Source organism: Sphingomonas sp. NFR04, from assembly GCF_900114095.1.
In the GTDB taxonomy this organism is placed as follows: domain Bacteria; phylum Pseudomonadota; class Alphaproteobacteria; order Sphingomonadales; family Sphingomonadaceae; genus Sphingomonas.
The window spans coordinates 263,575-288,195 of record NZ_FORV01000003.1 but is presented as its reverse complement, the minus strand read 5'-3'; the positions used below and the strand labels follow the sequence as shown (position 1 = coordinate 288,195).

The 24,621-nt window shown below is 68.6% G+C and carries 29 protein-coding genes; 11 read left to right on the top strand and 18 right to left on the bottom strand.

Annotated features, from left to right (window positions below; all coding sequences use genetic code 11):
* Positions 1–15 precede the first annotated feature (15 nt).
* Positions 16–579, top strand: a complete 564-nt coding sequence (locus BM009_RS11280) for a fasciclin domain-containing protein (protein ID WP_093296225.1) — start codon at positions 16–18, stop codon at positions 577–579.
* 84 nt (positions 580–663) lie between these two features.
* Here BM009_RS11280 and BM009_RS11275 read toward each other — a convergent pair whose 3' ends face one another.
* The 6 genes from BM009_RS11275 to BM009_RS11250 all read right to left on the bottom strand — a co-directional run bounded on the left by BM009_RS11275 (position 664) and on the right by BM009_RS11250 (position 5,598).
* Entirely contained in the window at positions 664–1,326 is a 663-nt protein-coding gene (locus BM009_RS11275) for a phytanoyl-CoA dioxygenase family protein (protein ID WP_093296223.1), read from the bottom strand.
* A gap of 4 nt (positions 1,327–1,330) precedes the next feature.
* Complete coding sequence (locus tag BM009_RS11270) at positions 1,331–2,260, bottom strand: electron transfer flavoprotein subunit alpha/FixB family protein (protein WP_093296222.1); 930 nt, start codon at positions 2,258–2,260, stop codon at positions 1,331–1,333.
* Entirely contained in the window at positions 2,260–3,009 is a 750-nt protein-coding gene (locus tag BM009_RS11265; RefSeq protein WP_093296221.1) for an electron transfer flavoprotein subunit beta/FixA family protein, read from the bottom strand. The genes BM009_RS11270 and BM009_RS11265 overlap by 1 nt, the downstream gene beginning before the upstream one ends.
* Positions 3,010–3,069: 60 nt before the next feature.
* A complete protein-coding gene (locus BM009_RS11260) occupies positions 3,070–3,543 on the bottom strand; it encodes a GFA family protein (RefSeq protein WP_093296219.1) in 474 nt (157 codons plus the stop codon).
* A complete protein-coding gene (gene sucC, locus BM009_RS11255) occupies positions 3,540–4,739 on the bottom strand; it encodes an ADP-forming succinate--CoA ligase subunit beta (protein WP_093296218.1) in 1,200 nt (399 codons plus the stop codon). The genes BM009_RS11260 and sucC overlap by 4 nt, the downstream gene beginning before the upstream one ends.
* A gap of 403 nt (positions 4,740–5,142) precedes the next feature.
* Complete coding sequence (locus tag BM009_RS11250; RefSeq protein ID WP_093296216.1) at positions 5,143–5,598, bottom strand: peptidylprolyl isomerase; 456 nt, start codon at positions 5,596–5,598, stop codon at positions 5,143–5,145.
* A gap of 117 nt (positions 5,599–5,715) precedes the next feature.
* On the opposite strand from BM009_RS11250, the gene mgtE reads away from it, so the two are divergent.
* Positions 5,716–7,119, top strand: coding sequence for a magnesium transporter (gene mgtE, locus BM009_RS11245; protein ID WP_093296215.1), 1,404 nt, complete (start codon positions 5,716–5,718; stop codon positions 7,117–7,119).
* Positions 7,120–7,155: 36 nt separating this feature from the next.
* Positions 7,156–7,557 carry a DUF1489 family protein gene (locus BM009_RS11240; protein WP_093296213.1) on the top strand — a complete coding sequence of 134 codons (402 nt, stop codon included), beginning with the start codon at positions 7,156–7,158 and terminating at the stop codon, positions 7,555–7,557.
* A 121-nt stretch (positions 7,558–7,678) separates the two neighbouring features.
* Here BM009_RS11240 and BM009_RS11235 read toward each other — a convergent pair whose 3' ends face one another.
* Together BM009_RS11235 and tsaD are read right to left on the bottom strand one after the other, a co-directional pair.
* Positions 7,679–8,656 (bottom strand): NAD(P)H-dependent glycerol-3-phosphate dehydrogenase, encoded by a 978-nt coding sequence (locus BM009_RS11235; protein WP_093296211.1) that lies wholly within the window; start codon positions 8,654–8,656, stop codon positions 7,679–7,681.
* Positions 8,653–9,678 carry a tRNA (adenosine(37)-N6)-threonylcarbamoyltransferase complex transferase subunit TsaD gene (tsaD, locus tag BM009_RS11230; protein ID WP_093296209.1) on the bottom strand — a complete coding sequence of 342 codons (1,026 nt, stop codon included), beginning with the start codon at positions 9,676–9,678 and terminating at the stop codon, positions 8,653–8,655. Before tsaD ends, BM009_RS11235 begins: the two co-directional genes overlap by 4 nt.
* Positions 9,679–9,783: 105 nt before the next feature.
* On the opposite strand from tsaD, the gene hemC reads away from it, so the two are divergent.
* Genes hemC through BM009_RS11200 form a run of 6 tightly spaced genes read left to right on the top strand, consistent with a single transcriptional unit; the run spans position 9,784 to position 15,090 of the window.
* Positions 9,784–10,689, top strand: a complete 906-nt coding sequence (gene hemC / locus BM009_RS11225; protein WP_093296207.1) for a hydroxymethylbilane synthase — start codon at positions 9,784–9,786, stop codon at positions 10,687–10,689.
* The gene (locus BM009_RS11220; RefSeq protein WP_093296206.1) at positions 10,686–11,348 is read left to right on the top strand and encodes a uroporphyrinogen-III synthase; all 663 of its coding nucleotides are present in this window, start codon (positions 10,686–10,688) and stop codon (positions 11,346–11,348) included. Before hemC ends, BM009_RS11220 begins: the two co-directional genes overlap by 4 nt.
* Before the next feature lie 32 nt (positions 11,349–11,380).
* On the top strand, positions 11,381–12,271 hold the full coding sequence (locus tag BM009_RS11215; RefSeq protein WP_093296204.1) for a hypothetical protein: 891 nt from the start codon (positions 11,381–11,383) through the stop codon (positions 12,269–12,271).
* Position 12,272: 1 nt separating this feature from the next.
* A complete protein-coding gene (locus BM009_RS11210) occupies positions 12,273–13,457 on the top strand; it encodes an acyl-CoA dehydrogenase (protein ID WP_093296203.1) in 1,185 nt (394 codons plus the stop codon).
* On the top strand, positions 13,457–13,975 hold the full coding sequence (locus BM009_RS11205; RefSeq protein WP_093296201.1) for a GNAT family N-acetyltransferase: 519 nt from the start codon (positions 13,457–13,459) through the stop codon (positions 13,973–13,975). The genes BM009_RS11210 and BM009_RS11205 overlap by 1 nt, the downstream gene beginning before the upstream one ends.
* Positions 13,972–15,090 carry a CaiB/BaiF CoA transferase family protein gene (locus BM009_RS11200; RefSeq protein WP_093296200.1) on the top strand — a complete coding sequence of 373 codons (1,119 nt, stop codon included), beginning with the start codon at positions 13,972–13,974 and terminating at the stop codon, positions 15,088–15,090. Before BM009_RS11205 ends, BM009_RS11200 begins: the two co-directional genes overlap by 4 nt.
* On the opposite strand, the gene BM009_RS11195 is transcribed toward BM009_RS11200, so the two are convergent.
* Both BM009_RS11195 and BM009_RS11190 read right to left on the bottom strand, forming a co-directional pair.
* Entirely contained in the window at positions 15,075–15,731 is a 657-nt protein-coding gene (locus BM009_RS11195) for a COQ9 family protein (protein ID WP_093296199.1), read from the bottom strand. The two genes, BM009_RS11200 and BM009_RS11195, sit on opposite strands and share 16 nt — an antisense overlap.
* 40 nt (positions 15,732–15,771) lie before the next feature.
* Positions 15,772–16,677: a DMT family transporter gene (locus BM009_RS11190; protein WP_093296198.1), complete on the bottom strand. Its 906-nt coding sequence runs from the start codon at positions 16,675–16,677 to the stop codon at positions 15,772–15,774.
* A gap of 54 nt (positions 16,678–16,731) precedes the next feature.
* On the opposite strand from BM009_RS11190, the gene BM009_RS11185 reads away from it, so the two are divergent.
* Complete coding sequence (locus BM009_RS11185; RefSeq protein ID WP_093296197.1) at positions 16,732–17,847, top strand: alkene reductase; 1,116 nt, start codon at positions 16,732–16,734, stop codon at positions 17,845–17,847.
* On the opposite strand, the gene BM009_RS11180 is transcribed toward BM009_RS11185, so the two are convergent.
* The 8 genes from BM009_RS11180 to BM009_RS11145 form a co-directional block, all read right to left on the bottom strand.
* Positions 17,835–18,206, bottom strand: coding sequence for a hypothetical protein (locus BM009_RS11180; RefSeq protein ID WP_254772254.1), 372 nt, complete (start codon positions 18,204–18,206; stop codon positions 17,835–17,837). The two genes, BM009_RS11185 and BM009_RS11180, sit on opposite strands and share 13 nt — an antisense overlap.
* Positions 18,207–18,387: 181 nt before the next feature.
* Entirely contained in the window at positions 18,388–18,933 is a 546-nt protein-coding gene (locus BM009_RS11175; RefSeq protein ID WP_093296195.1) for a GNAT family N-acetyltransferase, read from the bottom strand.
* Entirely contained in the window at positions 18,933–19,352 is a 420-nt protein-coding gene (ribH, locus tag BM009_RS11170) for a 6,7-dimethyl-8-ribityllumazine synthase (protein WP_093296194.1), read from the bottom strand. The genes BM009_RS11175 and ribH overlap by 1 nt, the downstream gene beginning before the upstream one ends.
* Complete coding sequence (gene ribB, locus BM009_RS11165) at positions 19,352–20,488, bottom strand: 3,4-dihydroxy-2-butanone-4-phosphate synthase (RefSeq protein ID WP_093296192.1); 1,137 nt, start codon at positions 20,486–20,488, stop codon at positions 19,352–19,354. Before ribB ends, ribH begins: the two co-directional genes overlap by 1 nt.
* On the bottom strand, positions 20,475–21,083 hold the full coding sequence (locus BM009_RS11160; RefSeq protein ID WP_093296191.1) for a riboflavin synthase: 609 nt from the start codon (positions 21,081–21,083) through the stop codon (positions 20,475–20,477). Before BM009_RS11160 ends, ribB begins: the two co-directional genes overlap by 14 nt.
* Positions 21,083–22,030: a bifunctional diaminohydroxyphosphoribosylaminopyrimidine deaminase/5-amino-6-(5-phosphoribosylamino)uracil reductase RibD gene (gene ribD / locus BM009_RS11155; protein WP_093296189.1), complete on the bottom strand. Its 948-nt coding sequence runs from the start codon at positions 22,028–22,030 to the stop codon at positions 21,083–21,085. Before ribD ends, BM009_RS11160 begins: the two co-directional genes overlap by 1 nt.
* A gap of 229 nt (positions 22,031–22,259) precedes the next feature.
* A complete protein-coding gene (locus BM009_RS11150) occupies positions 22,260–22,607 on the bottom strand; it encodes a hypothetical protein (protein ID WP_093296188.1) in 348 nt (115 codons plus the stop codon).
* A 73-nt stretch (positions 22,608–22,680) separates the two neighbouring features.
* Complete coding sequence (locus BM009_RS11145) at positions 22,681–23,352, bottom strand: energy transducer TonB (protein WP_093296571.1); 672 nt, start codon at positions 23,350–23,352, stop codon at positions 22,681–22,683.
* Positions 23,353–23,552: 200 nt separating this feature from the next.
* Here BM009_RS11145 and BM009_RS11140 point away from each other — a divergent pair, with 200 nt between their 5' ends.
* The gene (locus tag BM009_RS11140; protein WP_093296186.1) at positions 23,553–24,488 is read left to right on the top strand and encodes a ribose-phosphate pyrophosphokinase; all 936 of its coding nucleotides are present in this window, start codon (positions 23,553–23,555) and stop codon (positions 24,486–24,488) included.
* Positions 24,489–24,621 lie beyond the last annotated feature (133 nt).

Here is a 24,621-nt window from a genome sequence, read left to right as displayed (position 1 = left end):
AGAGGAAGCTAGAAGATGCGCAAGACCCGTCTCGCCTCGGTCACCGGAATCGTCGGTGCCGCGCTGCTCGCCACCGGCGCCGTTGCTGCCGTGCAGAAATTCCCGATGGTCGGCGGTGCCGCGATGTATCCGACCAAGAACATCGTCCAGAATGCGGTGAATTCGAAGGACCACACCACGCTGGTCGCCGCCGTGAAGGCAGCGGGGCTGGTGGATACCCTGTCGGGCCCGGGTCCGTTCACCGTCTTCGCGCCGACCAATGCCGCGTTTGCCAAGCTGCCCGCCGGCACCGTCGACACGCTGGTGAAGCCGGAGAACAAGGCGACGCTGACCAAGATCCTCACCTACCATGTCGTTGCCGGCAAGCTGAGCGCGGCGTCGATCGCGGCCAATGCCAAGGCGCATGGCGGCAAGGCGACGCTCACCACCGTCCAGGGTGAGCCGATCACCATCATGAAGGGCCCGAGCGGCGGCTGGATGATCCAGGATGCTAAGGGCGGCAAGGCCAAGATCACCATCGCCGACGTCAACCAGTCGAACGGCGTGATCCACGTGATCGACAGCGTCCTCATGCCCTGAGGCTGTCGTGGGGTCTCGCGCGCTCCCCCCTTTGGGCGAGGCCCCGGCCCGCCGGCGACCCTCCTTGCCGGCGGGCCTACCCCTTCAGATGCCGAGCCATTCCAGCGGCGCGGGCAGGTCGAAAGTCGTGTAGTCCAGCTGCAGCACCCGGCGATGGCCGGCGGCGCTGCTCGCAGCGGAGGCGTGGAGGATAGGGGTGTGATACGCCCAGACGTCGCCAGCCTCGGCAAGGCACATCACAGTGCCGCATGCCGTCACAGCCGCCGCGATCTCCGCTTCCGGAACCCTTCCCAGCCGGTGCGATCCCGTCGCGACGAGCAGCGGCGCGTTATCCTCCGGCACCGGATCAAGATGGATCCGGAGCGTCACCATGGCTTCGATGACAGCAAAGGGCGGTTCGACGTGGAGCAGGCCCTGCTTGGTCGACCAGGGGCCATAGCCCGGAAAGTCGGCCTGCTGGCGGACAGCGATGGTGCGATCCTGATGCCAGCCTAGCGCCCAGTTATTCGCCGCGCTCTTGTCAAACCAGATTGCGCGCACGGGCCGGGCACTCGGTCCCAGATATCCGGCGGCCATTGCGCTCAACGCATCAAGGGCGAGGAGTTCGGCCAAGCCCTCGACGCCGTGCAGCCGAAGGCCGGCCCTGCCCGCCGGCAGCACCGCCGCCAGCGCATGCAGCCGTGCGAGAAAAGGGGCGGCCGCACCGGCAAGGTGCGCCGCCCCATCGCGCTCAAAATCGAGCGTCACCGGCTCAGAGCTTTTCGGTCAGCTCCGGCACCAGCGTGAACAGGTCGCCGACCAGGCCGATGTCCGCCACCTGGAAGATCGGCGCGTCCTCGTCCTTGTTGATCGCGACGATCGTCTTCGAGTCCTTCATGCCGGCCAGGTGCTGGATCGCCCCCGAGATGCCGACCGCGACATAGACCATCGGCGCGACGATCTTGCCGGTCTGGCCGACCTGATAGTCGTTCGGCGCGTAACCCGCGTCCACTGCCGCGCGGCTCGCGCCCACCGCGGCACCGAGCTTGTCGGCCAGCGGATCGATCAGCGCGTGGAACTGCTCCTGCGAGCCGAGCGCACGACCGCCCGAAACGATGATCTTGGCGCTGGTCAGCTCCGGACGCTCCGACGCGGCGATTTCCGAGCCGACGAAGGTCGAGAGACCCTTGTCGCCCGCTGCCGCCACGGCTTCCACCGTGCCACTGCCGCCGGTTGCCGCCGCCTTGTCGAAGGCGGTGCCGCGCACGGTGATCACCAGCTTCTTGTCGCTGGTCTGCACCGTGGCGATCGCATTGCCGGCATAGATCGGCCGGGTGAAGGTATCCGCACCCTCGACGGAGAGGATGTCCGAGATCTGCATCACGTCGAGCGCGGCGGCGACGCGCGGCGCCACATTCTTGCCCGTGGTGGTTGCCGGGAACAGCACGGCGTCGTGGCTGTCCATCAGCTGGACGACCAGCGGCGCGACATTCTCGGCGAGGAAATGCTCGTACGCAGCGTCGTCGGCGACATGGACCTTGCCCACGCCGGCGATCTGCGCCGCGGCCTCGGCAACGGCGGACATGCCCTTGCCGGCGACGAGCAGATGGACTTCACCCAGCTTGGCAGCTGCGGTGACGGTGGAGAGCGTCGCGTCCTTGACGCTCTGATGGTCGTGTTCAACCCAAACCAGCGTCTTCATCACGCGACTCCCATGCCCTTGAGCTTCTCGACCAGCTCGTCGACCGAGCCCACCTTGATGCCCGCCTGGCGCTTGGACGGCTCAACGACCTTCAGCGTCTTGAGGCGCGGCGTCACGTCGACGCCATAGTCGGCGACGGTCTTCTTCGCGACCGGCTTGGTCTTCGCCTTCATGATGTTGGGCAGCGTGGCGTAGCGCGGCTCGTTGAGGCGGAGATCGGTGGTGACGATCGCCGGCATCTTGAGGTCCACGGTCTCCAGGCCGCCGTCGATTTCGCGCGTCACATGCACGCGGTCACCGGCGATCTCGACCTTGGAGGCGAAGGTGCCCTGCGCCCAGCCGAGCAGCGCCGCGAGCATCTGGCCGGTCTGGTTTGAATCGTCGTCGATCGCCTGCTTGCCGAGGATGATCAGCCCAGGCTGTTCCTCTTCGGCAACCTTGGCGAGCAGCTTGGCGACGGCCAGCGGCTCGACCTCCTCGTCGGTCTGGATCAGGATGCCGCGATCGGCACCCATGGCGCGCGCGGTGAGCAGCACGTCGGTCTCCGCCTTGGCGACGCCGATCGTGACGACGACGATCTCGGTCGCCGCGCCCTTTTCCTTCAGGCGCACCGCTTCCTCGATCGCGATCTCGTCGAAGGGGTTCATGCTCATCTTGACGTTCGCCAGATCGACGCCCGTCCCGTCCGCTTTCACGCGGGGCTTCACGTTATAGTCAAGCACACGCTTGACCGGCACCAAGACCTTCATCGCATCCTTCCTGTCTGCCGGGGCTCTCCCCCTGACAATTGGGTTACGTTTACGCGAACGTCAACCGCTCGCAAGCGATTCGGCGTACGCCTGCATCAGCGTGCCGAAGGATTCCGGGGGCGGAAATTTTGGATAGCTGTACGAAGCGCCAGTCGCAGCCCAGGGCAGCGCTTCCTCCGTCCAGGTCTCGAAAAGGGGCGGGGCGGACATCGGCGCATCGAGCATCGTCGTGCGGATGTTCACAAAGGCGTCGAGACCCTCGGGCCGGGTGAACAGCCAGCTCTTGCAATGCTCGCAGTGGAAATGCCGGGTGGCGCCGTGGAGGCCGCCGATCACCGGCGCGCCCTCGATCACGGCGAACGCTTCCGCCGGATACAGCCCGCTCAGCGAATAGGCGCTGGCGGTCATGCGCTGGCAGCCGGTGCAGTGGCAGGCCATGGTGACGAGCGCATCGCCCGTCACCCGGAACCGCACGCGGCCGCAGCGGCAGCCACCCTCGACCGACTTGCCAGTCGGGGCGGCCGTGTCGCTCACGCGACCTTCTTCACCTCCGCCACGATCTTCTGGGCGGCGTCGCCCAGGTCGTTGGCGGGAACGATGGCGAGGCCCGAATTGGCCAGGATGTCCTTGCCCTGCTGCACGTTGGTGCCCTCGAGGCGGACGACCAGCGGAACCGAGAGGTTCACTTCCTTGGCGGCCGCAACGATGCCTTCTGCGATGATGTCGCAGCGCATGATGCCGCCGAAGATGTTGACCAGGATGCCCTTCACCGCCGGGTCGCTCAGGATGATCTTGAACGCCGCAGTGACCTTCTCCTTGTTGGCGCCGCCGCCGACGTCGAGGAAGTTGGCCGGGAACATGCCGTTGAGCTTGATGATGTCCATCGTCGCCATTGCCAGGCCGGCGCCGTTGACCATGCAGCCGATGTCACCGTCGAGCTTGATATAGGCGAGGTCGTACTTCGACGCCTCGAGCTCCATCGGATCCTCTTCGGTCTCGTCGCGCAGGGCCAAAAGGTCCTTGTGACGGAACATCGAGTTCGAATCGAAGCCGACCTTGGCGTCGAGCACCATCAGCTTGTTGTCGTCGGTGACGGCGAGCGGGTTGATCTCGATCTGCGAGGCGTCGGTGCCGAGGAAGGTGTCGTACACCTTGCCGGCCAGGCTCTGCGCCTGCTTGGCGAGATCGCCCTCCAGGCCGAGCGCCTTGGCGACGGCGCGGCCGTGGTGCGGCATATAGCCGGTCGCGGGATCGACATCGAAGGTGTGGATCTTCTCCGGCGTGTCATGCGCGACGGTTTCGATGTCCATGCCGCCCTCGGTCGAGACGACGAAGGCGACGCGGCCGGTGGCGCGATCGACCAGCAGCGCGAGATAGAATTCCTTGGCGATGTCGACGCCGTCGGTCACGTACAGGCGGTTGACCTGCTTGCCGGCTTCGCCGGTCTGGATCGTCACCAGCGTGTTGCCGAGCATCTCGGTCGCGGCGTGACGGACTTCGTCCTCGGTCTTGGCGAGGCGGACGCCGCCCTTGGCTTCGGCCGGCAGTTCCTTGAACTTGCCCTTGCCGCGGCCGCCGGCATGGATCTGCGCCTTCACGACATAGAGCGGCCCAGGCAGCTTCTTGGAGGCTTCGACGGCCTCTTCGACGCTCATCGCGGCAAAGCCGGCCGGCACGGGCACGCCGTACTTCGCGAGCAGTTCCTTGGCCTGATATTCGTGGATGTTCATGGGAGCAGTCCGCCTTTTCAAGGGAACGGGGAAAGGATCGCGCCCGCCTAAGCACAGCGCGCGCGCGAAATCCACCCTTTTAGGGATTAATGCGATTGCGAATGGTTTGCAACATGGCGTGGCATCCGGGTGGGGAGCGAAGCCATAGGCTTGGCGGGCTTACCATCTCGTGAAACGGGAAGAGGGCATTCGCCTTCCTCACACCCATCGTCATTCCCGCGAAGGCGGGAATCCATTTGTCAGGACGCTGGGGGAAAGAACCGACGATTCAGGCCAATAGATCCCCGCCTTCGCGGGGATGACGGGGAGTGGTGAGGGTGGCGGAGCAATCCCCCGTGGGCCTCATCGCCCGACCGCCGCGTCAGCCCCTCCCGCCCCAGCGGAGCGGGAGGGAGAACAAGCATTATGCCTCGGTGCGAGCCTTGACGATCTTGCCCGGGTTCGCGGGCGGCTCGCCCTTGGGCAGCGCGTCGACATGGTCCATGCCGTCGATCACTTCGCCCCAGACGGTGTACTGGCCGTCGAGGAACGTCGCATCGTCGAGGCAGATGAAGAACTGCGAGTTGGCGCTGTTCGGATTGTTGGTGCGCGCCATCGAGCAGACGCCGCGGACATGCGGCTCCTTCGAGAATTCCTGCGCCAGGTCCGGCTTGTCCGAACCGCCCATGCCGGTGCCCGAGGGATCGCCGCCCTGCGCCATGAAGCCGTTGATCACGCGGTGGAAGATCACGCCGTCGTAGAAACCTTCGTCGGCCAGCCCGGCGATGCGTTCGACATGGTTCGGCGCCAGATCGGGGCGCAGGCGGATGCGGACGTCGCCGGTGTCGAGCGTGAGTACGAGGGTAGTGGGTTCGGCCATGGGGCACCTCTTCTCTAAAACTGGAACGAAGCCCTAAGCGGTGCGCTGTCGACTTGCAAATCCGGGCTGAGGGTGGCAGCGACCCCCCAACGAGGCCGCAGCACGGGAGGTCGGACGGTGAGCGAGACCGAACTGCACGAAGAGGCCGTCGCGCCCGAGAGTCAGCTCGACGAGGACGATCGGCTCAAGCCCGAATTCGTCAGCGCCGTGCTGGAGGCGGTGGACGAGGGCGATGCCGAGACCGCGCACATGCTGGTCGCGCCGCTTCACCCCGCCGACATCGCCGACCTGATCGAGCTCGTGCCCTCCGAGCGGCGCGCCGACGTGGTCACCGCGATTTCCGACCTGATCGACGGCGATGTGCTGGCCGAGATGAACGACTGGGTGCGCGAGGCGCTGGTCGACGCGCTCGAGCCGCACCAGGTGGCGGACATCGCCGCCGAGCTCGATACCGACGACGCGGTCGCGATCATCGAGGACATGGACGTCGAGGACCAGCGCGAGGTGCTCCGCGCGCTCGACCCCGACGATCGCGCCGCGATCGAGGAAGCGCTGTCCTACCCCGAGGAGTCCGCCGGCCGCCTGATGCAGCGCGAGCTGATCGCGGTGCCCGAGCATTGGACCGTCGGCCACGTGCTCGACTATCTGCGCGGCAATGACGAGCTGACCACCGATTTCTGGGAAATCTTCGTCGTCGATCCGTCGCACAAGCCGATCGGCACCTGCGAGCTCTCCTGGATCCTGCGCACCCCGCGCGGGATCACGATGAGCGACGTGATGAAGCGCGAGCAGACGCTGATCCCGGTCGACATGGACCAGGAGGAAGTGGCGCTGCGCTTCCAGAAATACGCGCTGATCTCGGCTGCGGTGGTGGATCTCAGCGGCCGGCTGGTCGGCATGATCACCGTGGACGACATCGTCCACATCATCTCGCAGGAAGCCGGCGAGGACATCCTCCGCCTGTCCGGCGCGGGCGAGGGTGACATCAACGAGCCGGTGCTGCTCACCGTGAAGACGCGGCTGACCTGGCTGTTCGTCAACCTGGGCACTGCGATCCTCGCAGCGTCGGTGGTCGGGCTGTTCCAGGGCGAGATCGCCAAGTTCGCGCTGCTCGCGGTGCTGATGCCGATCGTCTCGGGCATGGGCGGCAATGCCGGCACCCAGACGCTGGCGGTGGTGGTCCGCGCGATCGCGACCAACCAGCTGACCGAATCGAACACGGTCCGGATGATCCTGCGCGAGCTGCGCATCGCGGCGGCCAACGGCCTCTCCTTGGGACTGGCGATCGGCGCAGGCACGATGCTGATCTACGGCATTCCGTGGCTGGCCGCGGTGATCGCAATGGCGATGGTGATCAACAACCTGATCGCCGGCCTGGCAGGCGTGCTGATCCCGGTGACGCTGGATCGGCTGCGGGTCGATCCGGCGGTGTCCTCGGCGGTGTTCGTGACGATGATGACCGATGTGATGGGGTTCTTCTCGTTCCTCGGCCTCGCGACTCTGGTCGGCCTGGGCGGCTGACTTGATCGCGGGGCACGGACCGCCCAAATCGGATCCGTGCCACTCCATCTCACCAAGGTCGCCTTTGCCTGCGACAGCGTCGATTTCCTGCGGTCTCGGCTCGAGGCACGCGCTGCCGCGGGCGGCGTCGCGCTGACCACGCGCTATCTGCCCAAGCGCCACGCGGAGATCGACGGCGGCTCGCTGTTCTGGATCCTCAAGCACCAGCTGGTCGGCCGCTCGCCGATCCTCGGCTTCGGCGAGGCCGAGGGCGGGCGCACGGCGATCCTGCTCGAGCCGAAGCTGGTGCTGGTCCAGGCGCGGCCCAAGCGCGCGCACCAGGGCTGGCGCTATCTGGAAGATGCCGATGCGCCGCGGGATCTGAGCGACCTGGAGGGCGGCGCCGACGAGTTGCCGCCGTCGCTGATGGGCGAGCTGGCCGGGCTGGGGTTGCTCTGATCTCCCTTTCTTAAGCCCCTCTTCCTTGGAGGAGGGGTTTGGGGGTGGAGGGATTCCAGACCAGTTGTTGGTCTCTGCGAGAAACTGCCCCACCCCAACCCCTCCCCTGAAGGGGAGGGGCTTAGAAGGCCTCGGCCCTTAGCGGCCGGCTGAGCAGCGCGTCGATCACCTCGGCCACCGGCGCACCTTCGAGCAGTGCGTTGACTGCCAGCGTCACCGGCATCTCCACCCCCGCTTCCGCCGCGGCTTCGCGCAGCACCGGTGCGGTGAAGGCGCCCTCCGCGACGGTCTTGCGGTCCGAGAGCAGCTCGGCGGCGCTGCGCCCTTGGCCAAGCCCCACCCCCAGCGAGAAGTTGCGTGAATTGGTCGAGGAGCAGGTCAGCACCAGGTCGCCCAGCCCCGAAAGCCCGGTCAGCGTCTCCGCCTGCGCGCCGCGCGCCAAGCCGAAGCGCGTCATCTCGGCAAAGCCCCGCGCGATCAGCGCTGCACGGGCGTTGAGCCCGAGTCCGGCGCCTTCCACCACGCCGCAGGCGATGGCGAGCACGTTCTTCACCGCCCCGCCGATCTCCGCCCCGATCACATCGGCGGAGGCATAGGGGCGGAAGGCAGGCGCACCGAGCCGGTCGCTCAGCCGCGTGCGCAGGTCCGCATCTTCGCAGGCCAGCGTCACCGCGGTCGGCTTCCCCGCCGCCACTTCATGCGCGAAGGTCGGCCCGGACAGGACCGCGATCGGCGCGTCAGGCGCAACGCTGCGGGCGACTTCGCCGACCAGCAGCCGGGTGCCCGCCTCGATCCCCTTGGCGCACAGCACGAGCGGCGTCGCGCCGACCGTCATCTCGGCCAGCACCGAGCGGACATGCTGTGCCGGCGCCACCACCAGCAGCGCTTCGCAGCCGGCGAGATCGCCCAGGCTGCCCGTCGCGCGGATACACGGCGAGAGGGGCACCCCCGCTAGAAACTGGCGATTCTCGTGGTCCGCGTTGATGCTCGCCACCACCTCGGGCTCGCGCGCCCAGAGCAGCACTGGCGCATCGCCGCGTGCCGCCACTTGCGCGAGCGCGGTGCCCCACGCGCCGCCGCCGATCACACCGATCTTCATGCCTTCACCCCCGCGCCGCGTACCTTTTCCGCGTTCGGATCGAGCGGCCAGCGCGGCCGGGCCGGCACGTCGAGCGGATCGGTGAGGCCTTGGGCGAAGCGCTCGGCGCCGGCCCAGGCGATCATCGCCGCATTGTCGGTACAAAGCCACAGCGGCGGCGCGACGAAGGGCAGGTCGTGCGCGGTGGCCAGCGCCTCCAGCGCCGTCCGCACCGCGGTGTTGGCCGCGACGCCGCCCGCAACGACCAGCGCCGTCGGGCGGGTGACCGCCAGCGCCAGCCGGGTCCGATCGACCAGGCAATCGACCACCGCCTGCTGGAACGACGCGGCGAGATCCTCGGCGCTATAGTCGTTCACCGCGCGTGCGACCGCGCTCTTGAGGCCCGCGAACGAGAAATGCGGCTCGCCCGATCCGACCAGCGGGCGCGGCAGCGGCACTGCCTTGGGGTTGCCGCGCGCGGCGGCCTTCTCCACCGCCGGGCCGCCGGGAAAGCCGAGGCCGAGCAGCTTGGCGGTCTTGTCGAACGCCTCGCCCGCGGCATCGTCGATCGTGGTGGCGAGGCGGCGATAGCGGCCGACACGCTCGACCAGCAGCAGCTGGCAGTGCCCGCCCGAGACGAGCAGCAGCAGGTACGGGAATTCCAGGCTGCTGTCGCCGAGCCGGGGCGACAGCGCATGGCCCTCCAGATGATTCACCGCCACCAGCGGCTTGCCGGCGGCGAGCGCCAGCGCCTTGCCGGTGACGAGACCCACCATCACCCCGCCGATCAGCCCCGGCCCCGCCGTGGCGGCGATCGCGTCGACCTCGGCCAGCGTCACGCCGGCTTCCTCCAGCGCCGCCTCGACCAGCGGCCCCAGCATCTCGACATGCGCGCGCGCGGCGATCTCGGGCACGACACCGCCATAGGGCCGGTGCGCCTCTTCCTGGCGCGCCAGCTTGTGCGCGCGGATCGTGCCGTCGCTTTCCACTAGGGCCGCCGCGGTTTCGTCGCAGCTCGATTCAAGTCCGAGGATGAGTGCCATGCTTCCCATCTAAGCCGCTTGGCGGCAGGGTCCAGAGGCCGAGGGCGTTTGGATCCGCGAAGACCCCCATTGCTCTCGCTTTCGCGCGACCCTAGCACCGGGCCCATGACTGCACTTCGCATCGGCACGCGCGGCTCGCCGCTCGCTCTTACCCAGGCGCATATGGTGCGCGACGCGCTCAAGGCCGCGTACGGCATCGAGGGCGAGATCGTTATCGTCCGCACCACCGGCGACAAGGTGCAGGATCGCGCGCTTGCCGAGATCGGCGGCAAGGCGCTGTGGACCAAGGAGCTCGATCGCGCGCTGCTCGAAGGCGATATCGACTGCGCGGTGCACTCGATGAAGGATGTCGAGACCGTCCGCCCCGAAGCGATCGCGATCGCCGCGATGCTGCCCCGCGCCGATGTGCGCGACCGGCTGGTCGGTGCCGAATCGCTCGCCGCTCTCAGGCCCGGCGCGGTGATCGGCACCGCCTCGCCGCGACGCGCCGCGCAGGTGAAGCGCCACCGGCCCGACGTGACCACCGTGCTGTTCCGCGGCAATGTCGATACGCGGCTCGCCAAGCTGGCGGCAGGCGAGGCGGATGCGACGCTGCTCGCTTCGGCGGGGCTGGAGCGCCTCGGGCGATTCGATGTCGGCCACATCCTCCCCACCAACGTGATGCTGCCCGCGCCGGCGCAGGGCGCAGTGGGGATCGAGGCGCGCGCCGATGATTCGCGGATGCTCGGACTGCTGGCGGCGATCGACCACCCGAAGACCCGCGCCTGTGTGCTCGCCGAGCGCGCGCTGCTCGCTGCGCTGATGGCAGATTGCCACTCCCCGGTGGCAGCGCTGGCGACGATCGAAGGCGCGATCCTCACCATCGAGGCCGAGCTCTACGCCGCCGACGGCAGCGCGCATGTCCATGGCATGATCGAAGGCGCGCCCGAGGACGCGATGCTGCCCGCGACGCTCGCGCGCGACCTGCTCGACCGCGCGCCCGAGGCGGTGCGCGCGCTGTTCGCCGGATGAGCCGTCCCATCGCGGTGCTGCGCCCCGAACCCGGCAACCGCATCACCGCTGCCGCCATTGAAGGACGCGGGCGCACCGCAATCCGGGTGCCGCTGTTCGAGACACGGCCGCTGGCATGGGAGGTGCCGGATCCGCGCGATTTCGACGCGCTGATCCTGACCAGCGCCAACGCGGTGCGCTGGGCAGGCGAGGGGCTGGGGCCGCTGCGCGGCCTGCCCGTCCACGCCGTGGGCGAAGCCACCGCCTCTGCCGCCCGCCGCGCACATTTCGATGTCGTCGCGGTGGGCGACGCCGGTGCTGCGGCGCTGGTTGTGCAGGCCGAGGTAATGGGTATCCGCCGCGCCCTGCACCTCGCCGGCCGCGAGCGGACGATTCAGGCCGGTGGTATCGTCGCTGCGGTGCTCCCGGTCTATGCCAGCGAGCTTCTGCCGATCACCGCCGAGCAGGTCGCGGCGCTCGACGGCTGCGTCGCGCTGGTCCAGTCGGCACGCGCGGGTGCGCGGCTGGCGGAGATCGTGGACGATCGGCGCGCCGTCATCCTGGCGGCGATCAGCGAGGCGGCCGCGAAGGGGGCGGGGCTGGGCTGGCGTGCGACCGCTATCGCCCCACGGCCCGAAACCGAGGCACTGATCGACCTTGCCATCGCGCTCGCCGATTGACCCGCGAGGCCGGCGCGGCGAAAAGGGCGCCCATGAGCGACGAGCCCCTGGCGCCCGAGCCGGTCCGAACCCTGAGTCCGCGCCGTAATCGAATGATCCCCGTTGGGCTGGGCTTCCTTGCCGGCGTCGCGCTCACCGCGGGCGCGATCGAGCTGGCCGGCCCGCATCTCAAGACTACGAACGACACGACCAAGCCGGCCGCCTCGGCATCGCCGGCCGTCGAGCCGCTCAAGGTACCGCCGCCGGTGCTCGCGCCGGCGACCGACGTAGCGACGCTCGATGCGCGTGAAAGCCAGCTCGCCGCCCGGCTCGATGCGCTGGAGCTGGAGTTGCGCCAGGCGGACGCGAGCGCACGCAATGCTGCGCAATATTCCACCCAGGCCGAACGGCTGATGGTCGCCGCGGCGGTGCGCCGCGCGGTAGAGCGCGGCCAGCCGCTCGGCAGCCTGGAGCAGCAGCTCCGCGCCCGCTTCGGCGAGCTGCACCCGCAGGCGGTGGCGGCGATCGTCACCGCTGCCGGTGATCCGCTGACGATCGAGGATCTGCGGATCGCGCTCGATACGATCGCGCCGCGCCTCGGCACCGGACCGGACGACAGCCTCTGGGTGCGGTTCCGCAGCTTCGTCGGCGACCTGTTCGTGTTGCACCAGGCCGGCATGCCGAGCCCGCGCCCGGCCGAGCGGCTGCGCCGCGCCCGCAGTGCGCTGGTCGCCGGTAATGTCGAGACGGCGATTGCCGAAGTGATGCACATGCCCGGCGCGTCGATAGCGGAGGGCTGGACCAGCGCGGCCTCGCGCTACGTGAATGCCCGCAAGGCACTGGACGAAATAGAGAAGGCGGCAGCTGCAACGCCGCCCAAACCCCCGGTCGTGGCGCAGGCAGCCGCCCCCGCCCCGGCACCGGAGACACCGAGGAACGACTGAAATGGCAGAGATGGGCCGGTTCGACTGGCAGGATCCGTTCGGGCTCGACGGCGAGCTGACCGACGAAGAGCGGATGGTGCGCGATGCCGCACGCGATTATGCGCAGGGCGAGCTGCTCCCGCGCGTCACCTCCGCATATCTCGAAGAGCGGTTCGACCGCGAGATCATGGCCGAGATGGGCACGCTGGGCCTGCTCGGCCCGACGATCCCGGAGACCTATGGCGGGGCCGGGCTCGGCTATGTCGCCTATGGCCTGGTCGCGCGCGAGGTGGAGCGCGTCGATTCGGGCTATCGCTCGGCGATGAGCGTGCAGAGCTCGCTCGTCATGCACCCCATCCATGCCTATGGCAGCGAGGAGCAGCGGCGGAAGTACCTGCCCAAGCTGGCGAGCGGTGAATGGGTCGGCTGCTTCGGCCTGACCGAGCCCGATGCGGGCTCCGACCCCGCCGGCATGCGCACCCGCGCCGAGAAGATCGACGGCGGCTACCGGATCACCGGCGCCAAGATGTGGATCACCAACTCGCCGATCGCCGACGTGTTCGTCGTCTGGGCGAAGAGCGATGCGCATGACGGCGCGATCCGCGGCTTCGTGCTCGAACGCGGCATGAAGGGGCTCACCAGCCCCAAGATCGAGGGCAAGCTGAGCTTGCGCGCGTCGGTCACCGGCGAGATCGTGATGGACGGGGTGGAAGTCGGCGAAGACGCGCTGCTCCCCAACGTCCAGGGGTTGAAGGGTCCGTTCGGCTGCCTCAACCGCGCGCGCTACGGCATCGCCTGGGGCACGATGGGCGCGGCCGAGGCCTGCTTCCATGCCGCGCGGCAGTACACGCTCGACCGCCATCAGTTCGGCCGGCCGCTCGCCGCGACCCAGCTGGTGCAGCTCAAGCTGGCGAACATGGAGACTGAGATCGCGCTCGGCCTGCAGGCGGCGCTGCGCTGCGGGCGGATGTTCGATGCCGGCACGCTCAGCCCCGAGGCGATCAGCATCATCAAGCGCAACAATTGCGGCAAGGCGCTGGCTATCGCCCGCGTCGCGCGCGACATGCATGGCGGCAACGGCATCTCGGCCGAATTCCATGTGATCCGCCACGCGATCAATCTCGAGACGGTGAACACCTATGAGGGCACGCACGACGTGCACGGGCTGATCCTCGGCCGGGCGATCACCGGCATCGCGGCGTTCTGATGGCGCCGGATCGGCAGCCGGTGCTGGAGGGCGATCTCGTCCGCATCCGGCCGCTGGTCGCGGAGGATTGGGAGGCGCTCTACGCCGTCGCCTCCGATCCGCTGATCTGGGAAGTCCATCCGCGGCCGGACCGCTGGCAGGAGCCGGTGTTCCGCCAGTTCTTCGCCGAGGCGCTGGCCTGCGGCGGCGGGCTGGCGATCGAGGACAAGACAACCGGCGCGATCATCGGTTCCAGCCGGTACGACTATCATGTGCCCGACGCGGACGAGATCGAGATCGGCTGGACCTTTCTCGCCCGTGCCAATTGGGGCGGCACCTACAACGGCGAGGTAAAGCGGCTGATGCTCGACCATATCCATCGCTATGTGGGCACGGTCGTGTTCCTGGTCGGCGAGCACAACGTCCGCTCGCGCGGGGCTATGGCGAAGATCGGTGGGGAGTTGATTCCGGGGCGCAGCCATCGCGGTGACGGGCAGGTCTTCGCCGATCACGTCGTCTACGCGATTCGGCGCCCGTGAAGCCGCTCGCCGGCATCAAGGTCGTCGAGCTCGCCCGCATCTTGGCCGGGCCGTGGTGCGGACAGCTGCTCGCCGATCTGGGCGCCGAGGTGGCGAAGGTCGAGCGGCCGGGGGCTGGGGACGATACCCGCCATTGGGGCCCGCCCTTCCTCCACGATGCCGAAGGCGCGAACCGCGATGCCGCCTATTTCCACGCGTGCAACCGGGGCAAGACCAGCGTGGGCATCGACATCGCGACGCCTGAGGGACAGGCGGCCGCCCGCGCGCTGATTGCGGACGCCGATGTGGTGATCGAGAACTACAAGGTCGGCGGTTTGATGAAGTACGGGCTCGATGCGGCGAGCCTGCGGGCGGCGAACCCGCGCCTGATCGTCTGCTCGATCACCGGCTTCGGGCAGACCGGCCCCTATGCGGCCCGCGCCGGCTATGATTTCATCATCCAGGGCATGGGCGGGGCGATGAGCCTCACCGGTGAGCCCGATGGCGCGCCGCAAAAGGCGGGGGTCGCCTATGCCGATATCTTCACCGGGGTCTATTCGGCGGTGGCGATCCTCGCCGCGCTCCGCCGCCGCGATGTCGAGGGCGTGGGCGCGCATATCGACATGGCGCTGCTCGACACCCAGGTGGCGGTGCTGGCCAACCAAGCGCTCAACTGGATGGCGAGCGGGAAGGTGCCGCACCGCATGGGCAACGGCCATGCGAATCTGGTGCCCTACCAGGCGTTCGCCTGCCGCGACGGCGAGCTGATCGTCGCGGTGGGCAACGACTCGCAGTTCGCAAAGCTCTGCGCGATCCTCGGGCTCGAGCTGGCGGACGATCCGCGGTTCGCCACCAACCCGGCGCGCGTGACGAATCGCGATGCGCTAATCCCGCAGCTCGCCCGCGCCATCCTCGATTGGGCCAAGGCCGATCTCTATGAGGCGCTGGAGGCGCAGGGGGTTCCGGCGGGGCCGATCAACTGCGTCGACGAGGTGTTCGCCGATCCGCAGGTGATCGCGCGCGGCATGGCGGTCATACGCGACGGGCTGCCGGGCCTCGCCAGCCCGATCACGATCGACGGCGAACGCATGGTCGCCGAGCGCGGCAGCCCGGCCCGACCTCAGATCGCCGGGTAGCGCAGCCGGCCGATGAAGCGGGAGAGGCTCGGGCGATTGGTCGTGCGGCTCACGAGCCCGGCCTTGGCCTTTTCGAAGCGCATGATCCCCTCGATCCGGCGGGCGAGAAAGGCGCGGGTGTCTTCCCATTCCTCGCTCTCGTCCTGCACGAACACGGCGATGGTCGCGGCATAGACGCTGCCGAGCGTCATCCGCTTGGTGTAGTGGTTGTAATCGGTCGCCGTGTCGCCCGCGGCGCGCCACATCGCATCCGCCGCGCGCCAGCCGAGCCTGCTCGCCCGAGCCAAATTCTGCGGCATGGCGAGGATCGCCAGCGCCCGGCGCAGCGCGTCGCGATAGGGGGCGAGCAGCGCCAGCCGCGCCTCGACCAATGCGATGATGCGCGCGCGGATCTTCAAGCCCGCCAGCGTTTCGGGCGAAAGCTCGTCGAGCATCGCGCGGTCGACATGCGCGAACCAGGCGTCAATCATCGCCAGCGGGCCATCAGAGAAGGCGAGTCGCGCCACGTCGCGGTCGACGCCCATGCCGTCGGCGGTGGCGTCGAGCGCGCGCTGGTTCCAGCCGTCGAAGGCGGCGTTGGCGGCAAGCGACGACGCAAGCGCCGCGCGCAGTTCGTCGAGGGTGGCGTCGGCGAGATCCATGGCTGCTGATCTAGGCGCGAAGCCGCGCCCCGGCAACCGCTTACCCCTTGGGCCGTACCGCGCCTTGCCGCACCAGTACCAGCGCCGCCGCGACCAGTGCCGCGCCGAACAGATCGGCGGTGCCGAGCGTCTCGTCGAAGATGATCCAGCCCAGCGCCGCGCCCACCGCCGGCTGCACCAGCAGCGCGATGCCGATCACCAGCGGCGAGAGATGGCCGAGCGCGTAGATCATGCACCCCTGCCCGATCAGCTGGCTGACGATGGCGAGCGCGAGCAGCGGCCACCAGAGGTGCGGCACGATCTGCTCGCCCATCGCCAGCGCGATCACCAGCAGCGGCGGGATGGTGGCGAGTGAGGACAGCGCCAGCGCCGGCACTGGGCCGAGCGACACCCGCACCCGCGCCACCAGCGCGAAATAGACTGCGTAGAACACGCCGGCGGCGAGGCAGAACAGGTCACCCGCCAGATGCCGCGAGGAAAGCTCGGCCGAGCGCCCGAGCAGCAGCGCGCCGCCGATCGCCGCCAGCAGCAGCGCCGCCCCTTGCATCTTGCTCGGCCAGGCGCGCGCGACGACGAAGCCGTAGATCGGGAAGATCAGCGACGCCGAATTGCCGAACAGCGTCGAGTTGGCGAGAGTCGTTCTGACGATGCCGATATGCCAGCTCGCCAGGTCCAGCGCGAACACCACGCCAGCGATGCTGAGGATCCACCAGCGCCCGCGCGCCAGCGCGAGCGGCTTTTCCCCCAGCGCGGTGGCGGCGGCGAAGAGGATCGGCGTCGCGATGATCAGCCGCCAGAACGCTGCCGACACCGGCCCCACGTCCGCCATCCGCACGAACAGCGGCCCGGTGGCGAGCGCGGCGTTTGCGATCAATGCTGCGACGAGCGCGGTCGCAACATGGCTTCGTGCCGGGGTAGTTTTTGTTGTCGGTGCGTTGCGCTGCATGGCGTCCTCTAACGCCCTATCTGTGCGAAGTCACAAGCTGCAAAAGGAATTTCGATGCCCAGCCTGTTCGATCCGATTCAGCTCGGCGCGATCCACGCCGCCAATCGCGTGTGGATGTCGCCGCTCACCCGCGGCCGTTCGACGCGCGGCCATGTGCCGACCCCGGTCATGGTCGATTATTACCGCCAGCGGGCGAGCGCCGGGCTGATCATCACCGAGGCGACCGGCATCAGCCAGCAGGGGCTCGGCTGGGCCTATGCGCCCGGCATCTGGAGCGACGAGCAGGTCGAGGCGTGGAAGCCGATCACCGCGGCCGTCCATGAAGCCGGCGGCAAGATCGTCTCGCAGCTCTGGCACATGGGCCGGCTGGTCCATTCGGACTTTCTCGGCGGTGAGCCACCGGTCTCCGCTTCGGCGACCACCGCGCCCGGCGAGGTCCGCACCTATCCGGCGGAGGACGCCGGTGAGATCAAGCGGCCCTACAGCCAGGCCCGCCCGCTGCGCACCGATGAGATTCCCGGCATTCTCGACGACTATGCCCGCGCCGCCGAAAACGCGATCCGCGCCCGCTTCGACGGGGTGCAGATCCATGCCGCCAATGGCTATCTGATCGACCAGTTCCTCCGCGATAATTCGAACTTCCGCGAGGACGAATATGGCGGCTCGATCGAGAACCGCATCCGCCTGCTGCGCGAGGTGAGCCAGCGCGTGGTCGACACGATCGGTGCCGATCGTACCGGCGTGCGGCTCTCGCCCAATGGCGAAGTGCAGGGCGTCAACGACAGCAATCCGGCGCCGCTGTTCGAAGCCGCTGCGGCAGCGCTCGACGATATCGGCGTGGCGTTCCTGGAGATGCGCGAGCCGCGTCCGGGCGGCAGCCGTGGCGTGCCCGACCAGCCGCCGATCCATCCGGTGATGCGCAAGGTCTATCGCGGCGTGCTTGCGCTCAACTCGGACTATGATGCGGCCAGCGCCCAGGCGGCGCTGGATGCGGGCGAGGCCGATGCCATCGCCTTCGGCCGGACCTTCCTCGCCAATCCGGATCTGCCGCGCCGCCTGCGCGAAGGGCTGCCGCTCAACCCGCAGCGGGAAGAGCTGTTCTATGTCGGTGGGGCCGAAGGCTACACCGACTATCCGACCGTCGACGAGGCCGCGCTTCAGCCGGCCTGATCGAACCCGTCGATCCAGCGGGTGCTGGCCTCGCGGAGACGCGCGCGCGTCTTCGCGGGGCCCAGCACTGCGGCGAGCGTGACGGGGAACCAGGGCCAGAACAGGAAACTGCCCGTCACCAGCAGCGCGATCAGGATCGCGCCGCCGAAGCGCAGCGTCGCCAGCCGCGAATGGGCGGTATAGTTGAGCTTGATCGTGCGCGGCGCCTTGGCATCGAACCAGCTGCGGGTGACGAAGCTGTCCGGTGTCGCGCGCGGTTGCTTGAAGCCGAACTTCCAGCCCGGCGCGCCCCTTCCGCTTGCGAGCTTCGGGCCGATCAGGCCCCCGGCCTGATCTGAACGACGCGGGGCGTCGTTCACCCGAAGCTGGGCAGGGGAAGGGGCTGATCTCGGGCCGGAACGCTTTCGGCTCCCATCCCCTCCCACAGGCGGAAGGGGAGATTTGGTGTGGGAAACCTCCCGTCCGGTCTTGCGATCGATGACGACCAGCCGCCGGCCCCGCTCTTCGACGCGATAGCGAGAGGGGGGCATGTCCATGGCGTCAGCCCAGGGCCGCGCGGCGGGCGCGCCATTGGTCGGCGGTCTGCGCCCAGCGGTCGACCCGCAGATGTTCCAGCGGCGCAGGCAGTTGGGTCGGCCCACCATTCTCGGCGCCGAGCGCCTGGGCGAGGCGGATCGATGCCGCGTTCTCGGGATCGATGGTGTGGATCACCTCGTCCCAACCGAGCACATCGACCGCATAGTCGATCGCGGCAATGGCAGCCTCACGGGCATAGCCCTGGCCCGCCGCCTCGCGCGCCAGGCCCCAGCCGACTTCCAGCCCGGGCCAGCCTTCCGGGGAATGCGGGCCGATGCGGCCGATCCAGCGCCCGCTCGCGCGCTCGATGACGGCGAACATCGAAAAGCCGCGGATCGTCCACGCCCCCGCCATGCCGCACAGGCTACGCCAGGCGGTTCCGCACGGCTGGACGCCGCCCAGGAACCGCATGACCTCGGGGTCGGCATGGAAGGCGGCCCATGCCTCGAAATCGCCAGCCTCATGCTGGCGCAGGATCAGGCGCTCGGTTTCGAGCACCGGCACCTGCATCAGCCGAACTTGGCCTTGAGCGCCAGCATCGCCAGCGCGGCCTTGGCGGCCTCGCCGCCCTTGTCCTTCTGCTTGGGGTCGGCGCGGACCAGTGCCTGCGCCTCGTTCTCCACCGTCAGGATGCCGTTGCCGATCGCGACGCCGTCCATCGAAAGCGCCATCAGCCCGCGCGCGCTCTCGCCCGCGACGATCTCGAAATGATAGGTCTCGCCGCGGATCACCACGCCGATCGCGACGAACGCGTCGTAGCGGCCGCTGTCCGCGGCCAGCGCGACCGCGCCCGGAATCTCCAGCGCGCCCGGCACGGTGATCACCTCGGCCTTGTGGCCGGCCGCCTCGATCGCGGCCTTGGCGCCGGCGATCAGCATGTCGTTGAGATGCTCGTAGAAGCGCGCTTCGACGATGAGGATGTTGGCCATTATTGCTCCGGATCCAGGGGGCGTTCGCCGACGATCGACAGGCCATAGCCGTCGAGCCCGATCAGCGTGTGATGGGTGTTGGTGAGCAGGATCATGTCCTGCACGCCGAGTTCGGTGAGGATGGTCGCGCCCACGCCGTAATCGCGCAGCTCGTCCATGTCCTTGGGCGCGATCTCGCCGGCACGCGCCTGCAGCGCGAGGGTGAACTGGTCGGGCCGGGGCTTGTTGATCACCACGATCACGCCCGAGCCTTCCTTGCCGATGATTTCCATCGACTTGCGCAGCATGCCGCCGCGCGGGCCGTCCTCGCCGAAAATGTCGCTGAACGGCGAGAGCGCGTGCATGCGGACGAGCGTCGGCTTGGCGGGATCGATGCGACCCTTCACCAGCGCGATCTGTTCGCTGCCGCTCGCCTTGTTCCAGAAGGTCAGCGCGCGCCAGTCGCCGCCCCAGGGGCTGGTGAAGCTCGCCTCGGCGCGCTGCTCGACGAGATGGTCGTGGCGGCGGCGATAGGCGATCAGGTCGCGGATCGTGCCGATCTTGAGGTTGTGGAGCTGGGCGAAGCCGACGAGATCGTCGAGCCGCGCCATCGTGCCGTCGTCCTTCATGATCTCGCAGATCACGCCGGCGGGGTTGAGCCCGGCGAGGCGGGCGACGTCCACCGCCGCCTCGGTATGCCCGGCGCGGACCAGCACGCCGCCGTCGCGCGCGACCAGCGGGAAGACGTGGCCCGGCGTGACGATGTCCGCCCGGTCCTTGCTCGCGTCGATCGCGACCGAGATGGTGCGGGCGCGGTCGGCGGCGGAGATGCCGGTGGTCACGCCTTCCTTGGCCTCGATCGAGACGGTGAAGGCGGTTTCGTGCCGCGTGCCATTGGCGCGGCTCATCAGCTCGAGCCCGAGCTGGTCGACGCGCGCCTTGGTCATCGCCAGGCAGATCAGCCCGCGGCCGTACTTGGCCATGAAGTTGATCGCATCCGGCGTCGCCATCTGCGCCGGGATGATCAGATCGCCTTCATTCTCGCGATCCTCGTCATCGACCAGGATGAACATGCGGCCGTTGCGGGCCTCGTCGATCAGTTCCTCGGGCGAGGAGAGGAAGCCGTGCTTGAGCGCGGCGAGTTCAGCCTTTGGCACGCAATGCCTCCATGCGCTGAAGATAGCGCGCCAGCACGTCGATCTCCAGATTGACCGCCTGGCCTTCCGCCAGCGTGGCGAAGGTGGTGACGGCGGCGGTGTGGGGAATGATGTTGAGGTGGAATTCGACGCCCTCGGGCGTGTCGTCCACCGCGTTGACCGTCAGCGACACGCCGTCGACGGTGATCGAGCCCTTGGGGGCGACATAGGGCGCGATCTCCGGCCCGGCGGCGATCACCACATGGTGCGATCCGTCGATCGCCTCGATCAGTTTCACCCGTCCAATGCCGTCGACATGGCCGGTGACGATATGCCCGCCCAGTTCGTCGCCCAGGCGCAGCGCGCGCTCCAGGTTGAGCTTCCGGCCGGCGGTCCACTGGTCGTCGGCGGTGCGCGAGACGGTCTCGCCCGACACGTCGAAGTCGAGCCAGCCGGGCCCCTTGTCGACCACCGTCAGGCACACGCCCGAACAGGCGACCGAGGCGCCGAGGTCGATCTCATGGGTGGGATAGGCCGTCGCCACGCGCACGCGCAGGTCGCCCTGGCGCTGTACCGCGTCGATCGTGCCGACATCGCTTACGATTCCGGTGAACATCAGTTGCGCTCGTAGACCTCGAACCGATCGCTGCCAAGCATACGAGAGTCCAGCAGGCGCCAGCGATCATGCGCCTCGGACAATGCGGCGAGGCCGAACGCCTCAACCGCGGGTTTGCCGCCGCCGAGCAGGATCGGCGCGCGGTAGAGGAGGAGCCGGTCTACCAGATCGGCACGGAGGAACGCGGTCGCTGCCTTGGCCCCGCCTTCCACCATCAGCGTGTCGATGCCCGACAGGTGGCGGATATCGGCGATGTCGGCGATGCGCTCCCAGCCCGGCGGGGTGGGGCCGGTGGCGGAGAGCAGGATGCGGCGCGGCGCGCGATCGGCGAGCCCGGGCAGCCGCACGTCCAGCTTGGGCACGTCGGCCAGGAAGGTGCCGCGGCCGACCAGGATGCCGTCGTGGCGGGCGCGCTCCAGATGGACATGCGCGCGGGCCGCGGGGCCAGTGATCCACTTGCTCTCGCCGGTCGACAGCGCGATTCGGCCGTCGAGCGAGGTGGCGAGCTTGAGCGTGACGTGCGGACGGCGCTTGGCGAGGCGGGTGAGGAAGCCGGCCATGCTGCGCCGGGCTTCGGCCGCCATCAGGCCCGAGTCGACCCGGATGCCGGCTTCCTCCAGGCGGGCAAAGCCGGTGCCGTCGGTACGGGGATCCGGGTCGCGCAACGCGGCAACGACGCGAGCGACACCAGCCGCGACCAGCAGGTCCGCGCAAGCCGGGCCGCGCGGCGAAACATGCGCGCAGGGCTCCAGCGTGACATAGGCGGTGGCGCCGCGCGCGGCCTCGCCGGCTTCCGCCAGCGCCATCGCCTCGGCATGGGGACGCCCGCCCGGCTGGGTCCACCCGCGCCCGACAACGCGACCGTCGCGGACCAGCACGCAGCCGACATTGGGATTGGGCGCGGTTCGGCCCATGCCCCGCTCGGCAAGCCCGAGCGCACCCGCCATCCAGCGCGCGTCGTGCAACGTCGTCCTCATTCCTCCCCTGCGACTGCAGGGGAGGGGGACCGCGCGCCGCCAGGCGCGGGGTGGAGGGGCCGTGCCGCCAGGCGCGGTGGATATTGCGGTTGCGGAACCCCGCCGCGTGCCGCGGCGGCCCCTCCACCCCGCCGCTGCGCGGCGCGGTCCCCCTCCCCCAGCTTGCGCTGTGGGAGGATCGGAAGAGACGCCGCTTGCATCAGATCCCGTGCTTCTTCAGCCAGTCGTCATATTTCTTGAACTCGGCCGCGCGCTTTTGCTGGCGCGCCTGGAAGGCGGCTTCCTCTTCCTGCCGCTTGGCCTCGTCGACCTTCTGCTTCTCGCGAATCTCCGCCTCGGTGCGGGTGATCGGCCAGCTGTCCACGTAGACGATGTTCTTCTTGTACGGCACCGGCACGTGCGAATCCTTCACGAACACCACGATGATGCCGAAGGTGATCACCAGCGCGAGCATCATGAACCACAGTTCGTGCTTCTTGCGCGTCGCCAGATAGCCGCGAAGGTCGCGCAGTGCCTTGAGCGGCGAGATGTTCTTGAGAAAGGTCATCGGTGGCCGAAGATAGGGACGCGGGAGCTCCAGGGCCAGCCCCCGCGTCCACGCCGCTGGGATCGGAGGGCGATCAGCGGGCGTCTTCGATCCGGAAGCGGACGGTCATGGTCTTCCAGCTTTCCTCCGCGACGCCGCCACGGCTGGCGGGGCGGAAACGCCATTTGCCGAGCGCCTGGCGCCTGGTGACGGCGAAGAAGGCATCGCTGGTGGCGCTGACCGGCTCCACCGCCTTCACGCGGCCATCGGTGCCGATCAGCACGCGCAGGGTGACCAGGCCGTCGCGCTGCGCGCGCATCTCCTGCGCCGGATATTCGGGCTGGAAATCCTGCGCATAGCGCGGATCGGTGGTCGCGCCGATCAGTGCGGGAACGGGCGTGGGCGGATCGATCGTGCGGATCGGGCCAGGATCGGCCGGCTTCTCGATCGGCGGCAGCGTATCGGGGATCTTCGTCGTGGTTTCGATGTTCGTCGTGCTGTTGGTATCCACCAGCGGCTTCGGCGCGACCGGCGGCGTCGACGTGTGCGGCTGGAACTTCTCCACTGGTTTCGTCTCGTCCTCCGGCGGGGGCGGCGGACGATCGCGCACGTCGATCGGTTTCATCACCACCGGCGGGTCCTTGAGCACCACGATGTTCGGCGCGGCGAAGATCATCCCCGCGAGGATGGCTCCGTTTATGGCAAGCGCGGCCCCGAAGCTGACCGAACGCGGTGCACTGGCATGATAGCGGCTATCGGCATGCATCACCTTGCACTCCTTCTCCAACACCGGTCTCTGAACGCCGGATGAAGGTAATGGTACAACGTCACATCACGGTCGTAAAGCGCCAACGGTGCAGCGCTGGTACACCGCAAGCGGCGATGCCCTCTTTGCGTCACGGAAACGTCGCACTAAAGGGCGCGGGCATCGGGACATCGCGACGCGGCACGGGAGGCCACGCATCTATGAAACTCATGGCCGGCAATTCGAACCTGCCCCTGGCGAGCGCCATCGCAGACTATCTGGAGATTCCGCTCACCCAAGCGAACGTCCGCCGCTTCGCCGACGAGGAGATCTTCGTCGAGATTCTCGAGAATGTCCGCGGCGAGGACGTGTTCGTGCTCCAGTCGACCAGCTATCCGGCGAACGACAATCTGATGGAGCTGCTGATCATGATCGACGCGCTCCGCCGCGCGTCGGCCAAGCGGATCACCGCGGTGCTCCCCTATTTCGGCTATGCCCGCCAGGACCGGAAGCCCGGGCCCCGCACGCCGATCTCGGCCAAGCTGGTCGCCAACCTGATCACCACCGCGGGCGCCAACCGCGTGCTCTCGGTCGACCTCCATGCCGGTCAGATCCAGGGCTTTTTCGACATCCCGACGGACAATCTGTTCGCGGCGCCGGTGATGTCCGCCGACATCCAGACGCGCTTCATCGACAAGCAGTGGATGGTCGTCTCGCCGGACGTCGGCGGCGTGGTGCGTGCGCGCCAGCTCGCCAAGCGACTGGACAATGCGCCGCTGGCGATCGTCGACAAGCGCCGCGAGCGTCCCGGCGAATCGGAAGTGATGAACATCATCGGCGAGGTGAAGGGCCGCTTCTGCATTCTGATCGACGACATCGTCGATTCGGCCGGCACGCTGTGCAACGCTGCTGCCGCGCTGAAGGCGGCGGGCGCCGAGGATGTCGTCGCTTATTGTACCCACGGCGTGCTCTCGGGCGCGGCGATGGCGCGCGTGGCGGCCTCGGAGCTGCGCGAGCTGGTGATCACCGATTCGATCGGCAACCACGAGATCGTCGCCGCCGGCGAGAAGGTCCGCCACCTGACTATCGCGCCGCTGATCGCCGAGGCGATCCGCCGCATCGCGGACGAAAGCTCGGTGTCGAGCCTGTTCGACTAAGACAAATCCTCCCCTGCAACGCAGGGGAGGGGGACCGCGCGGCATCGCTGCGTGGCGGAGGGGCCGCACCGACAGGTGCGGGGCTCCGGTGACAGCGCAGGATCCCGCCGCGTGCCGCGGCGGCCCCTCCACC

What these genes read in the sequence shown, in the direction of transcription:
- BM009_RS11205 (WP_093296201.1), top strand. Translation starts at nt 13,457, where the DNA reads ATGGCGCCGGATCGGCAGCCGGTGCTGGAGGGCGATCTCGTCCGCATC.
- BM009_RS11160 (WP_093296191.1), bottom strand. Translation starts at nt 21,083, where the DNA reads ATGTTCACCGGAATCGTAAGCGATGTCGGCACGATCGACGCGGTACAG.
- BM009_RS11235 (WP_093296211.1), bottom strand. Translation starts at nt 8,656, where the DNA reads ATGAAGATCGGTGTGATCGGCGGCGGCGCGTGGGGCACCGCGCTCGCG.
- BM009_RS11265 (WP_093296221.1), bottom strand. Translation starts at nt 3,009, where the DNA reads ATGAAGGTCTTGGTGCCGGTCAAGCGTGTGCTTGACTATAACGTGAAG.
- BM009_RS11215 (WP_093296204.1), top strand. Translation starts at nt 11,381, where the DNA reads ATGAGCGACGAGCCCCTGGCGCCCGAGCCGGTCCGAACCCTGAGTCCG.
- tsaD (WP_093296209.1), bottom strand. Translation starts at nt 9,678, where the DNA reads ATGGCACTCATCCTCGGACTTGAATCGAGCTGCGACGAAACCGCGGCG.
- BM009_RS11220 (WP_093296206.1), top strand. Translation starts at nt 10,686, where the DNA reads ATGAGCCGTCCCATCGCGGTGCTGCGCCCCGAACCCGGCAACCGCATC.
- BM009_RS11150 (WP_093296188.1), bottom strand. Translation starts at nt 22,607, where the DNA reads ATGACCTTTCTCAAGAACATCTCGCCGCTCAAGGCACTGCGCGACCTT.
- ribH (WP_093296194.1), bottom strand. Translation starts at nt 19,352, where the DNA reads ATGGCCAACATCCTCATCGTCGAAGCGCGCTTCTACGAGCATCTCAAC.
- BM009_RS11175 (WP_093296195.1), bottom strand. Translation starts at nt 18,933, where the DNA reads ATGCAGGTGCCGGTGCTCGAAACCGAGCGCCTGATCCTGCGCCAGCAT.
- BM009_RS11140 (WP_093296186.1), top strand. Translation starts at nt 23,553, where the DNA reads ATGAAACTCATGGCCGGCAATTCGAACCTGCCCCTGGCGAGCGCCATC.
- BM009_RS11190 (WP_093296198.1), bottom strand. Translation starts at nt 16,677, where the DNA reads ATGCAGCGCAACGCACCGACAACAAAAACTACCCCGGCACGAAGCCAT.
- ribD (WP_093296189.1), bottom strand. Translation starts at nt 22,030, where the DNA reads ATGGCGGGTGCGCTCGGGCTTGCCGAGCGGGGCATGGGCCGAACCGCG.
- BM009_RS11195 (WP_093296199.1), bottom strand. Translation starts at nt 15,731, where the DNA reads ATGGATCTCGCCGACGCCACCCTCGACGAACTGCGCGCGGCGCTTGCG.
- BM009_RS11270 (WP_093296222.1), bottom strand. Translation starts at nt 2,260, where the DNA reads ATGAAGACGCTGGTTTGGGTTGAACACGACCATCAGAGCGTCAAGGAC.
- sucC (WP_093296218.1), bottom strand. Translation starts at nt 4,739, where the DNA reads ATGAACATCCACGAATATCAGGCCAAGGAACTGCTCGCGAAGTACGGC.
- BM009_RS11145 (WP_093296571.1), bottom strand. Translation starts at nt 23,352, where the DNA reads ATGCATGCCGATAGCCGCTATCATGCCAGTGCACCGCGTTCGGTCAGC.
- BM009_RS11250 (WP_093296216.1), bottom strand. Translation starts at nt 5,598, where the DNA reads ATGGCCGAACCCACTACCCTCGTACTCACGCTCGACACCGGCGACGTC.
- hemC (WP_093296207.1), top strand. Translation starts at nt 9,784, where the DNA reads ATGACTGCACTTCGCATCGGCACGCGCGGCTCGCCGCTCGCTCTTACC.
- BM009_RS11185 (WP_093296197.1), top strand. Translation starts at nt 16,732, where the DNA reads ATGCCCAGCCTGTTCGATCCGATTCAGCTCGGCGCGATCCACGCCGCC.
- BM009_RS11280 (WP_093296225.1), top strand. Translation starts at nt 16, where the DNA reads ATGCGCAAGACCCGTCTCGCCTCGGTCACCGGAATCGTCGGTGCCGCG.
- BM009_RS11210 (WP_093296203.1), top strand. Translation starts at nt 12,273, where the DNA reads ATGGCAGAGATGGGCCGGTTCGACTGGCAGGATCCGTTCGGGCTCGAC.